Annotated in this window: 11 protein-coding genes; 5 read left to right on the forward strand and 6 right to left on the reverse strand. The window is 47.5% G+C overall.

Going from position 1 to position 11,617, the window contains the following annotated elements; genetic code table 11:
• Window positions 1–17: 17 nt before the first annotated feature.
• The 4 genes from B5F53_RS08915 to B5F53_RS08930 form a co-directional block, all read right to left on the reverse strand.
• The gene (locus B5F53_RS08915) at window positions 18–1,409 is read right to left on the reverse strand and encodes an SLC13 family permease (RefSeq protein WP_087222508.1); all 1,392 of its coding nucleotides are present in this window, start codon (window positions 1,407–1,409) and stop codon (window positions 18–20) included.
• Window positions 1,410–1,425: 16 nt separating this feature from the next.
• Window positions 1,426–2,538 carry a uroporphyrinogen decarboxylase family protein gene (locus B5F53_RS08920; protein WP_087222510.1) on the reverse strand — a complete coding sequence of 371 codons (1,113 nt, stop codon included), beginning with the start codon at window positions 2,536–2,538 and terminating at the stop codon, window positions 1,426–1,428.
• A 177-nt stretch (window positions 2,539–2,715) separates the two neighbouring features.
• Window positions 2,716–4,203, reverse strand: coding sequence for a PucR family transcriptional regulator (locus tag B5F53_RS08925; RefSeq protein WP_087222512.1), 1,488 nt, complete (start codon window positions 4,201–4,203; stop codon window positions 2,716–2,718).
• The gene (locus B5F53_RS08930) at window positions 4,200–5,087 is read right to left on the reverse strand and encodes a LysR family transcriptional regulator (protein WP_087222514.1); all 888 of its coding nucleotides are present in this window, start codon (window positions 5,085–5,087) and stop codon (window positions 4,200–4,202) included. The genes B5F53_RS08925 and B5F53_RS08930 overlap by 4 nt, the downstream gene beginning before the upstream one ends.
• A 158-nt stretch (window positions 5,088–5,245) precedes the next feature.
• Between B5F53_RS08930 and B5F53_RS08935 the strand changes: the two genes are divergently transcribed.
• From B5F53_RS08935 to yfcC, 5 genes are all read left to right on the forward strand, one after another.
• The gene (locus B5F53_RS08935; RefSeq protein WP_087222516.1) at window positions 5,246–5,530 is read left to right on the forward strand and encodes a hypothetical protein; all 285 of its coding nucleotides are present in this window, start codon (window positions 5,246–5,248) and stop codon (window positions 5,528–5,530) included.
• Window positions 5,493–6,485: an alpha/beta hydrolase gene (locus tag B5F53_RS08940; protein WP_087222518.1), complete on the forward strand. Its 993-nt coding sequence runs from the start codon at window positions 5,493–5,495 to the stop codon at window positions 6,483–6,485. Before B5F53_RS08935 ends, B5F53_RS08940 begins: the two co-directional genes overlap by 38 nt.
• A 350-nt stretch (window positions 6,486–6,835) precedes the next feature.
• The gene (locus tag B5F53_RS08945) at window positions 6,836–7,480 is read left to right on the forward strand and encodes a pyroglutamyl-peptidase I (protein ID WP_087222520.1); all 645 of its coding nucleotides are present in this window, start codon (window positions 6,836–6,838) and stop codon (window positions 7,478–7,480) included.
• A 10-nt stretch (window positions 7,481–7,490) separates the two neighbouring features.
• A complete protein-coding gene (gene iadA, locus B5F53_RS08950) occupies window positions 7,491–8,660 on the forward strand; it encodes a beta-aspartyl-peptidase (RefSeq protein ID WP_087222522.1) in 1,170 nt (389 codons plus the stop codon).
• A gap of 31 nt (window positions 8,661–8,691) precedes the next feature.
• Window positions 8,692–10,206 (forward strand): putative basic amino acid antiporter YfcC, encoded by a 1,515-nt coding sequence (gene yfcC, locus B5F53_RS08955; RefSeq protein WP_087222524.1) that lies wholly within the window; start codon window positions 8,692–8,694, stop codon window positions 10,204–10,206.
• A gap of 48 nt (window positions 10,207–10,254) precedes the next feature.
• Here yfcC and trxA read toward each other — a convergent pair whose 3' ends face one another.
• Window positions 10,255–10,566: a thioredoxin gene (gene trxA, locus B5F53_RS08960; protein WP_087222526.1), complete on the reverse strand. Its 312-nt coding sequence runs from the start codon at window positions 10,564–10,566 to the stop codon at window positions 10,255–10,257.
• A 4-nt stretch (window positions 10,567–10,570) separates the two neighbouring features.
• Window positions 10,571–11,491 (reverse strand): NAD(P)/FAD-dependent oxidoreductase, encoded by a 921-nt coding sequence (locus B5F53_RS08965; RefSeq protein WP_087222528.1) that lies wholly within the window; start codon window positions 11,489–11,491, stop codon window positions 10,571–10,573.
• Window positions 11,492–11,617: the final 126 nt, after the last annotated feature.

Below are 11,617 nucleotides of genomic sequence, written 5' to 3' on the forward strand. Positions count from 1 at the left end.
ACAGCCTCCTTTTTAGTTTACAAGCCAAACAGCCCCACATAGAAAGGCAGAAAGGACATCAGAGCCACCATGGACAGAGAGGGAACTGTGCCGTATTTCAGCAAATCTTTAGGGGTGTAATAATTATAGCCATAGCTGAACAGATAAATCGGTTCAATCCAAAGAAGCATCGGTGCACAGGCCCAGAAAGCGGGAATCGCCAGCAAAGCTGTAGGGGTTGCGCCTGTCAGTGCCGTCAGGGACAGCAGGGGTGCTCCGAACAGAGCCACAATGGCCGGGGCAGTGGGAATAAAGGCGCGCAGCACACAGACCACCAGACCAATGACAAAGAACATAGCAAACAAATTCCAGGAAGTAATGCCGGCAAACAGTTTTTCTACGATCCAGTCCATAATGCCGGTTGCAGTCATACCACCGATTAACACGCCCACAGAGCCGATAGTAAAGCACAGATTCCAGTTGATTTTTTTTACGGTGGAATCCCAGTCCAATACCTGAATCCCAGGGAAGAACAGCAGAGCCATTCCTACTACAGCCACTACTGTAACATTGAGGACGGAAACCCAGGTGCCCAGAAACCAGCAGATAAGCATCGCCAGAATAATCAGGATGGTTTTCTTTTCATAGGTTTTCAGAGTGCCGCTTTCAGCCAGCTTCTGTTCCAGGGACTTCATTGCTTCGGGTGTGATTTCCTCAGGTGCAAACAGACGGGTCAGCCAGAAAGCGCCGATGAGAATACAGATGAGGGCCAGAGGGGCAAAGATCAGGCACCACTGCATAAAGGACATGGAAATATTTACTGTCTGTAAAAGGTCAATAATTAGCAGATTGCCGGGCGTTCCGGCCGGTGTGATAAGTCCGCCAACGCCGGCACAGCAGGGAAGGCCGATCATGAGACATTTTCCCAGATTAGAGGAGCCGGGCTTACACTGATTAGCAGATAAAAGAGCCAGGCCCAGATTCAGGTAAATAATACAGGTAGAAAGGTTGGACATGACTGCGGATGTCAGTCCGCAGGCTAAGCACATGCCGATGACCAGATGTTTGGGGTTTCCTTTGGACCATTTAGTAAGTACATGACAGATGCGTAAGGGTACGGAGGTTTTCTCCAGTGCAATGGATACGGCGAAGGTTGCGATAGCAAAGAAAAAAGAACTGCCGCCAAAAGAGGTAAATACCGTATTCAAATCCTGAATTCCCAGAGCCGGCATCAGAAAAATCATCAAAAGAGCCGTGATGCACATAGGGAGGGAATTTAAAATCCACATGAGAATGGCTCCGAAGAAAACGGCAAAGGAGAGAAGGCCTGTACGTGTAATCCCCTCCGGAAGGGGGAGAAGCTCGGCGATGAGAATTAAAAGAGCCGCGCAGATCAGACCCGCGAGGGATTTTTTCGTATCTGTTTTCATCGCTTATCCTCTCCTTTCATCTTTTGGCAGCATCATCAGCGGCCTTGGCCATCATCTGCATATTTTCCACTTTTCCGTTATAGGGAATATCACAGCCGGAACAAATCATATAACCGGTGGGGCCAACAGTCTGAATCAGATTTTTCGTATAGTCATAGACCTGCTGCGGGGTGGAAAAGGCCAGCATGGAAGCAGGCACATCGCCCATGATGCAAATGGTATCTCCGACGACTTCTTTTGCCTTGTGAATATCGGTTTTGCCATCCAGGGCCATGACAGCTTTTCCGGCAGGGATGTCCCGGAAATACTCCAACCCCAGATCCCAGCAGGCATCCAGATGCATAATAGGAACCACATGATACTGGATACAGAGGTCTACCAGTTCCCGGAAATACTTCCAGGAGAAATGCCGGAACATGGCAGGGCTTAAGGTCTCCGGTGTACCTCTCCAACCGCCGACCCATACGCCGAAAGGTTTTGCGGGCGATTCAAACCGTTGGATATAACGCTCCATATTGTATTTGTGAATTTCTGCAAAGACCTGATCTACTTTCTCCGGAATATCCATCAGGTCATCTATCAGGAAGGCCTCCAGAGAGCGGCCGCCGCACAGCATTTCAAAGGGCGTTAAAAGGGACATATTTTTGACTACCACATAGCCGGCTTCTTCAAAACGTTTTTGGGCAGTGGGGCCGTAATCGTTCAGCGGTTTCATCCTTGTGAGAGGATCCCGCAGTTTTTCCTTCATAAACTGCTGATACCAGGGGCCGAATCCGTCTTTCAGAATAAGGTCATAATCCTCCTGGGTTACCAGCTCTTTTTCGATTACCTGCCAGAGCTGATCGTCTTCGATGTCCTCGCCTGGTACGCCGATGTTGGAAAGCCAGAGTGTAGGAAGTCCTTCCGGAGAGGCCAGGGTAGCCTGTACCCCATCTACATTTCCAAGCATATCCGTGGCTCTGATATTGCAGGTGCAGTTCAGCTCCATATCCGAGAGAAATGCAGACATTCTGGTATTGGTCATGGGGGCGGCCACAGCAGAAAGACCGGAGATTACCGGCACCTTATCTACTGGCTCCAGAGCGATAGCAGCCTGTATACGATTGAGACGTTCTTCATAAATTCCCATAAAAATCCTCCTTTTCCTGTTGGTTTTTCTGTTTATACTTCTATTTTAAATAGTTTCCGGAGGATAAGACAGATACAGTTTCGTACAATTGAAAAAACTTTTTGTGCAAAAAAGTAGACAGCCCGGCGGACTGTCTCGGACGGAAAATACTATAGGTAAGGCAGAGGAATTCTGAAACTATCTTTCCAGGGAATCCAGATACATAAAGGAATACAGATACTCATTTATCCGGGGGATGTCACGGCTGACGGAGATTTGATCAATTTCCTCAAAAGAGATCAGTTCCCGCATCCGTTCCATCCGGTAGTTAAAACTGTTTCTGTGGATCCGAAGAAGAGAAGCGGCTGCTGTAGGATGAAAACCGCTGTAAAACCAGGCCCGGAGAGTCTCATAATAATGGGAACGTTCTTTTTTGTCATATTCCATGAGGGTGAGAAGGGATCTTTTTACATAGGCCCCGTTCATGGGATCCTGCTTTAAGAGCCAGGTTAAATGGAACCCTGTATGCTCAGCGCCGTATGAGCGGGAAAGCTGCAGTTCTTTACAGCGTACCAGCTCCGCCAGGGCCTGCCGGTAATAAATGCCGGCCTGTTCTATTTTTTGGAAAGGATTGCTGACTCCGCAGTAGAAATTTCTGGAAAAAGAATCCAGAAGCAGGTTCAGCTCTTTTTCACGCAGGGCCAGATGCTGAAGATTTACCAAAAGAATCAGCAAATTATTTTCTAAGAAAACCACGCTGCCAAGGAGAAGCTGAGACAGCTTCAAATGAACTCCGGAGAGACGGACGGGTTCGCCTTTGACAGTCTCCTTTAAAATGAAAAACTGATAGGTATCTTCTTCATTATTCCAGCGAAGAAGTTTTTGCAGAAGCAGAAACTCCTTCCGGGAATAGGGGCGTTCATGGATGAGGGCGGCAATGAATTCGCTGATACGGGAAGTGGGGCTGTAAATCTCATAGTGCTCTTCCATATATTGGGTAAGATAACGGATCAAATGAGAAACCAGATGCTCCAGACCGGTTTCAAAGTCCTTCAGGAGACTGAAGACGACAAAATGGCCGGCCATATAGCCGTTTGCCACAATACTGCAGTGCATATACTGATGTTCTCCCATGTGGGAATCCCGTGTGGTGGGCCTGCGATCAGTAAATACATTGGTAAGATCAATGGTTTCCTGGAGGTTTTCCAGCCTTTCTTCCGTCAGTCCCCGGTTTTCCAGGATCTCCTGCCAGTGCCAGTGGATGGAACCGGGATAACCAGGAGCAATGGCCAGGGCTTTGCCGTCCGGGGCATAGATGAAAGAAGGATTCTGCAGAAAAGGAGAGCTGACTTTTAACATTTCGGTCAGTCCATTGGGAAGAGAGAGACATTCCTTCAGAGCCAGCTCCCATTTTTGGTACATTTCTACAATTCCTGAAACATCGTTAAAGACTTCTTCAGGATCCGCATGATGAATCAAAATCATGTCGTTACGGTGAACAATGAGAGTATTTTCTCTGGCATCGGCAAAGAAATCCGCTTCGCTGCCTATGTAGATTGTGCTGGGATTCAGATCTCTGGAAACGATCCAACGGATTTTTTCAATGGTGGGGCTCCCGTCTTTAATCAGGGGAATTTTATCCGGATAGGGAAGCCGGTGATAGATGTTCCACATACTTAATTTCATAGACACTCCTTTAGCCGTTCTAAAAACAATTCTGCCGCGGGGGAGAAAACCTGATATTTTTTCCAGATAATATTCAGGCCCGATTCCAGACGCGGCCGCAGAGGCCGGAAGCAGAGGATGCTGTTTTCTGAAGTATTGGCAAGTCTATCCAGAGTTACCGCATACCCCATGCCTGCTTCTACCATAATGGCGGCGTTATATACAAGGTTATAAGAAGTTACCACGTTCAGTTTGTCAAAATCCTCCCCAAACCAGTCGGAAAATTCGTTTCCGCTCTGATAGGTAGACATGACCTGTCTGGAACAGATAAGAGGAAGATCCAGTAAGTCCTCTTTTTCTACAAATTCCTTTGCTGCAAGGGGGCTGTCTTTTCGCATAATTACTCCCCAGGTGTCCCTTTCAGAAAGGTTGAGAAAATCATATTTTGTAATATCCGCAGGCTGTATCAGAAGTCCGAAGTCCAGAAGGCCTTTGTCCAGCCGATCCGTCACATCCGGGGCGTTTCCGCTGTGCAAATGATACCGGATGCCGGGATAAGTCTGTCTCAGATCCGTCATGATCTCTGCAATCCGGCGGATTGCCTGTGTCTCCCCGCTGCCAATGTAAATATCTCCGCTTACGGTATTTTCCATGGAAGTAAATTCCGTTTCGGTTTTATCCACCATGGCGATGATTTCTTCCGCCCGTTTCCTGAGAAGGACGCCTTCCGGGGTAAGGGCTACCCGGTGGCTTTTCCGGATCAGAAGCTGTTTTCCCAGTTCCTCTTCCAGATCCCGAATCTGGCGGGATAAGGTCGGCTGCGTCAGATGGAGAAAATGGGCGGCTCCGGTAATACTTCCTTCTCTGGCAACGGCAAGAAAATAACGCAGTACACGAATTTCCATAGAATTCCTCCTTTTTTGATACAGTAAGAAGTTCAATGCCCTTTCTTTTATTATATTTCAAAAATTATATACCTGTAAAGCATATCATGGAATAAAAACCAAGTATTTGTTATTTTAGAAGAAATAAAATACAATAAAAGCAACAAGGAGGTGTGCCTATGGAAGAGATTACCCGGGAACGGATTTTTAAAATACAGAGAAATCTGTCGGACGCCGGATGTGAGGCTGCGTTCATAGAAGAATTTCTGGAACTGGAAAAAGGAAAAAAGCGCAGGGAACAGTACTGTCTGCTTTCCCGGCACAAAGCCTCCCTATTAGAGGAACTGCATCAGAATCAGTATAAAATCGACTGTCTCGATTATCTGGTTTATGTAATGGAAAAAGAGGAAAAGGAGGAGCATAATAATGGAAGAAAAATTAAAACTGACAGAAGAATGGGATAAGACGTTTCCGAAAGATAATCAGGTATCTCACAGTAAGGTGACCTTTCACAACCGTTATGGAATTACCCTTGCAGCCGATCTTTACGCACCGGAACATGCACAGGGAAAGCTGCCGGCCATTGCCGTCTGCGGTCCCTTTGGAGCAGTAAAGGAGCAGGCCAGCGGACTGTACGCGCAGGAATTGGCGAAGAGAGGATTTCTGACCCTGGCTTTTGATCCGTCCTTTACCGGAGAAAGCGGGGGAACGCCCCGTTATATGGCGTCCCCGGATATAAATACCGAAGATTTTCAGGCGGCGGCAGACTATCTGTCCCTCCATGAAAAAGCAGATCCCGAAAAAGTGGGAATTCTGGGAATTTGCGGATGGGGCGGAATGGCTCTTAATGCGGCCGCTCTGGACACCCGGATTAAAGCCACGGTGGCTTCTACCATGTACGATATGACCCGTGTCAATGCAAAAGGTTATTTCGATGCCGAAGATTCTGCGGATCAGCGTTATGCCAAACGACAGGCCTTAAACGCACAGAGACTGGAAGATTATAAAAACGGAAGTTATGCTCTGGGAGGAGGCGTTGTGGATCCCCTGCCGGAGGACGCTCCCTTCTTTGTAAAAGATTACTACGATTATTACAAGACAGAAAGAGGGTACCATCCCCGCTCTTTAAATTCCAACGGCGGATGGAATGTTACCGGGTGCATGTCGTTTCTGAATCAGCCTATCCTGTGTTACAGCAATGAGATCCGCAGCGCCGTTTTGTTGATTCACGGTGAGAAAGCCCATTCCTGCTACTTCAGCAAAGACGCCTATGCGGATATGGTGAAAGGGAACCCCTATGCAGACAATAAAGAGCTGCTGATTATTCCGGATGCCGTTCATACGGATCTGTACGATAAAAAAGAGGTTATTCCCTTTGAGAAAATTGCGGATTTCTACCGCAAAGCAATGGAATCATAGAAGAAAATAAAAAGAACAATGCCGTCATGAATGAAAAAGTCATGGCGGCATTTCTGCTAAAATGTAACTATTCAGCCATGTATCTCGGATTCTCGCAGCTGACGCTGCTCTACCGCCGCTTACGCGGCTGAATCCTCAATTACGGCTAAACACCATATGTCTGCTGATGGCAAAATTCCTCTGCAAGCAAGCTTGCGTTGTATTTTTGCCATCAGCAGCCGCATAGCTGAATAGTTACGCTAAAATAAAGAAAAACAGAAATTTCAGATGATATTTCTCCTGTTTTATGTTACAATTTAAATCTGTCGAAAAAAGGACAGTGAAAAAGACGGATGCAGGAGGGCTAAACCATGAAGATTCTGGTAACTGGCTTTGAGCCTTTTGAGGGAAACCGGCGAAACGCTTCCCTGGAGGGAATAAAACTTCTGCCAGATTATATGGGAGATACGAAGATTGTAAAAGCCCGGATCCCAACTGCTTTCAAGGCGGCAAGGCAGCGGATAGAAGCTCTTTTGGAGCAGGAGAAGCCGGACCGGGTAATAAGCGTGGGACTGGCGGGAGGCGACAGCTTCATCAGTGTGGAAAAGGCGGCCTTAAATTTAATCGAAGCGCGGATTTTGGACAATGACGGAGAACAGCCTTTTGATACGCCTGTGCGCGAAGACGGAGAAAACGCCTATTTTGTTCCCCTTCCGGTAAAAAGAATTGCGCAGGCCATCAGGCAGAGAGGAATACCGGCAAAGGTAAGCTATTCTGCGGGAACCTTTGTATGCAATTTTTTACTTTATGATTTGCTTTATCTGGCTCAGAAGAAATATCCGGAAATGAAATGCGGATTTCTGCACGTTCCCTATGATGAGGAAACTGCAGGGCAGATGCAGGAGGAAGTTCCCTGTCTGGCCATAGAACAGATAAAAGAAGGGATTCTGACTGCCCTGGAAGTTCTGATAAATCAGGAAGAAGAACTGCAGCAGCCGGCCGGGTCGATTTTTTAAGGAGAAGACAATGATTTTAATTCAAGGAGCGCATGTATTTGCCCCTGAGGATCAGGGAATACAGGATGTTTTGATTGGCGGAGGAAAGATTTTAAAGATAGGGAGACAGCTTCCGGTACAGGAGTCTTATGGAGTAACCTGCATTGACGGAAGGGGAAAATATCTGTTTCCCGGTTTTATTGACGGTCACGTCCATATTCTGGGCGGAGGCGGAGAAGGGGGTTATAAAACCCGTACGCCGGAAATTATGCTGACAGATATTATAAAAGGCGGCGTTACAACTGTAGTCGGCTGTCTGGGAACGGACGGCACCACCCGTACCATGACGAACCTGATCGCCAAGGCACGGGGACTGGAAGAAGAGGGAATTACCGCCTGGATTTATACGGGTTCCTATCAGGTTCCTGTAAGGACTTTGACAGGGACGATTATGGATGACTTGATTTTAATAGATAAGGTTATCGGTACCGGAGAAGTAGCTCTTTCGGATCACCGTTCTTCCCAGCCGACGGTGGATGAATTTAAGAGAATTGCCGGCGATACCCGGGTGGGAGGAATCCTCTCCGGAAAGGCCGGGATTGTAAATATCCATCTGGGAGACGGGAAGAGAAAGCTTTCCTACCTGAAGGAGGTACTGGAGCAGACGGAGATTCTGCCGGAAAATCTGCTGCCTACCCATATTAACAGAAGCACAGCTTTAATGGAGGAAGGGATTTCCTATGCAAAAGACTACCGGGGGTACATTGACCTGACTACCAGTTCGGATCCTGATTATCTGGAGCCGGATGAGGTGAAAGCCAGTACCGGGCTGAAAATGGCGCTGGATGCGAAAGTCCCGGTTTCTCAGATTACTTTTTCCTCGGACGGACAGGGCAGTCTGCCCATTTTCGATGAGGATGGAAAGTTCGCAGGTCTGGGAGTGGGAAAAGTGACGTCCTTATACCGGGAAATGAAGGACGCCGTTATCCAGGAGGGAGTTCCCCTTTCCGATGCTCTGCGTGTGATTACGGAAAATCCGGCCAGACTTTTGAAACTGCCGGGCAAAGGTCAGATCCGGGAAGGAGCAGACGGAGATCTGGTTCTGGCAGATTCTGAAAGCCTGGAAATTGATACCGTACTGGCAAAAGGAAAACGGATGATTTCAAAGGGAGAGATCCTTGTAAAAGGAACCTTTGAATAATTCATAAAAATAATTTACGAGGGAGGAAGAAATGGAAAAGAAGAAACGTTCATTCCAGATGCCGCATACGTATGTGATTATTTTCTTTGTAGTTGTGGCGGCAGCGATTATGACGCTGTTTATACCAGTCGGAACTTATCAGACCAAAGAAATCACATATGTTCAGAATGGCGAAGAAACAACAAAGACAGTTTTGGATCCGGACAGCTTTGAATATGTGCTGGACGAGGATGGAAACAAGGTGACAAAGGCCGCCCCCATTTGGGGAACGGAAAGCTTTGGCGGACAGGGCGTATTAAATTACGTCTTTGAAGGTATGACCGTAGGAGACAAGAACGGAACAGCCGTAGGAATCATTGCCTTTATTCTGGTGGTGGGAGGTGCGTTTGGTATCGTTCTTCGCACAGGAGCCATTGAGGCGGGAATTATGCGGGTAATTTCCCATACAAAAGGAAAGGAAATTCTTCTGATTCCCCTGCTGATTATCCTTTTTTCACTGGGAGGCGCTGTATTCGGCATGGGGGAAGAGGCAATTCCCTTTGTTATGATTGTGGTGCCCATGTTTGTGGCTATGGGATATGATGCGGTAGTGGGAATTATGTGTACCTATGTGGCGACCCAGATTGGATTCGGAACGTCCTGGATGAATCCCTTCGGACTGGCTGTGGCTCAGGGAATTGCACAGATTCCGGTTATGTCCGGAGCTATTTTCCGAATTATTGTCTGGGTGATTTTCACAGGAATCACCTGTGCGTTTACTATTCGCTATGCCATGGCGGTGAAGAAGAAACCCACCATGTCAGTGGCTTACGAATCCGATGCCTATTACCGTCAGGAGTTTAATCCCCAGGAGAAACAGAATATGCCGTTTACCCTGGGACATAAACTGGTAATCCTTACTCTGGTGATTACCATTGTGTGGACGATCTGGGGCGTAGTAACCCAGGGCTACTACATTCCGGAGATTGCTTCTCAGTTCTTTGTGATGGGCTTTGTAGCCGGTATCCTGGGAATTGTATTTAAGCTTAACGATATGAAGTTAAATGACCTGGCCAAATCTTTCGACAGAGGGGCGGCCGATCTTCTGGGCGCAGCTTTATGCGTGGGTATGGCTCAGGGAATTATTATTGTGCTGGGCGGTACAGAGGCCACCGACGGAACTGTTTTAAATACCATACTTCATGCGATTGGAGAAGGAATGAAAGGATTCCCTCCTGCAATTTCCGCATGGATGATGTATCTGTTCCAGTCTGTATTTAATTTCTTCGTGGTTTCCGGCTCCGGCCAGGCAGCTCTGACTATGCCGATTATGGCTCCTCTTGCTGATATTGTGGGAGTGACAAGACAGGTAGCGGTACTGGCATATCAGCTTGGAGACGCTTTTACCAACTTTATTGTTCCTACTTCCGGATGTCTGTTAGGCGCTCTGGCAGCAGCCAGACTGGAATGGGGAAAATGGGCGAAATTCCAGATTAAATTCCAGGCTGTTCTGGTGGTGTGTGCCTCCATTACGGTACTGGTAGCCGTATTTATCGGGTTTGCTTAAAAAAAAGCCAGATGGCTCTGTGCTCTGCACTTCTGCCATCTGGCTTTTTTAAGCTTTCTTTATCCTTTTTTCCAGTTCTTCCTTGGGCAGAAATCCGGTTATGGAATCTACAGACGTCCCGTTTTTTATGACAAAGAGGGTGGGAACGGACTGCACCTTCCACTGTCTGGCCAGATCCGGATTTTGATCAATGTCTACCTTTACGATGGAATACCCTTCGCCGGGGTTCATCTCCTCCAGCTCTTTTCCCAGCATTTTGCAGGGTCCGCACCACTGGGCATAAAAGTCCAGCAGCACCGTTTTTTCTGACCGGAGGACAACTTCTTCAAAATTTGTACTGTCTGCATGTAATATTTCCATATTCTTAATACGCTCCTTTGATTTTGTGAAATGCATCCTGGGCGGCCACAGCCCCGTCACTGACGGCTGTCACCACCTGACGGAGAAGTTTCTTTCTTACGTCGCCTGCTCCGTAGAGAAGTTTTATTTTCGTTTCCATGTTCTCCCCTGTTATCAGATAGCCTTTTTCATCCAGCACATCCAGACCTTTCAGGAATCCGGTTGCGGGATCGGATCCGATATAGGGAAAGATTCCCTGGACCTTCAGCAGGAATTCCTGTCCTGTTTCAGATTTTTTCACCCGGATTCCCGTCACATGTTCCCCGTTATCCAGGATTTCAGTGGGAATCACTTTCGTAAGTATCTGGATCCGGGGATTTCTTTTTGCAGCATCGATGATGGTCTGCTGAGCCCGGAATCCTTCTCTTCTCATGAGAATCGTTACCTTTCGGGCAAATCGGGTCAGATATACGGCTTCTTCCAGAGCTGAGTTTCCGCCTCCGATGACTGCTACTTCTGCGTCACGGTAGAAGGCTCCGTCACAGACGGCACAGTAACTTACACCCTGTCCGATATTCTCTTTTTCCCCGGGTATCTGCAAAAGCCGTTCCCTGGTGCCGGAGGCTGCAATCACTGCCCGGCTTTTTAAAGACTCTCCGTTTTCCAGAAAGACGGTTTTAAAGTAGCCATCCTGCATCTGAACCACTTTGCCGTACCGGTATTCTGCCCCAAAAGCTGTGGCATGTTTCCGCATATTTCCTGCCAGATCGGCGCCTTCCTCCTTTATGAGCCCCGGCCAGTTGCTGATTTCACTGGTTTTCAGAAGTTTTCCTCCCGGCGCGCTCTCCTCCAGCAAAAGGGTGGAAAGACCTGCCCGGGAGGCGTAAATAGCGGCAGTCATTCCCGCCGGCCCTGCTCCGATAATAATCACATCCTGTTTTTCCATTTCGTTCCTCCTGCATATGGTACAGTATCTCTTGATTCCCACTTTTTTATGCGGGAGTATGTCCGGTGTTTTACATGATTTTTACCTGGATTTAATTTGGATTTGGTAGAAGAAAAAACATTCTGT

It is taken from the genome of Blautia sp. An249, from assembly GCF_002159835.1.
Taxonomy (GTDB): Bacteria; Bacillota; Clostridia; order Lachnospirales; family Lachnospiraceae; genus Blautia_A; species Blautia_A avistercoris.

Excerpts from the sequence above, each read along its gene's own strand:
- iadA (WP_087222522.1), top strand. The coding sequence starts at position 7,491 with ATGATTTTAATTCAAGGAGCGCATGTATTTGCCCCTGAGGATCAGGGA.
- B5F53_RS08930 (WP_087222514.1), bottom strand. The coding sequence starts at position 5,087 with ATGGAAATTCGTGTACTGCGTTATTTTCTTGCCGTTGCCAGAGAAGGA.
- B5F53_RS08925 (WP_087222512.1), bottom strand. The coding sequence starts at position 4,203 with ATGAAATTAAGTATGTGGAACATCTATCACCGGCTTCCCTATCCGGAT.
- B5F53_RS08945 (WP_087222520.1), top strand. The coding sequence starts at position 6,836 with ATGAAGATTCTGGTAACTGGCTTTGAGCCTTTTGAGGGAAACCGGCGA.
- B5F53_RS08920 (WP_087222510.1), bottom strand. The coding sequence starts at position 2,538 with ATGGGAATTTATGAAGAACGTCTCAATCGTATACAGGCTGCTATCGCT.
- trxA (WP_087222526.1), bottom strand. The coding sequence starts at position 10,566 with ATGGAAATATTACATGCAGACAGTACAAATTTTGAAGAAGTTGTCCTC.
- B5F53_RS08915 (WP_087222508.1), bottom strand. The coding sequence starts at position 1,409 with ATGAAAACAGATACGAAAAAATCCCTCGCGGGTCTGATCTGCGCGGCT.
- B5F53_RS08935 (WP_087222516.1), top strand. The coding sequence starts at position 5,246 with ATGGAAGAGATTACCCGGGAACGGATTTTTAAAATACAGAGAAATCTG.
- yfcC (WP_087222524.1), top strand. The coding sequence starts at position 8,692 with ATGGAAAAGAAGAAACGTTCATTCCAGATGCCGCATACGTATGTGATT.
- B5F53_RS08940 (WP_087222518.1), top strand. The coding sequence starts at position 5,493 with ATGGAAGAAAAATTAAAACTGACAGAAGAATGGGATAAGACGTTTCCG.
- B5F53_RS08965 (WP_087222528.1), bottom strand. The coding sequence starts at position 11,491 with ATGGAAAAACAGGATGTGATTATTATCGGAGCAGGGCCGGCGGGAATG.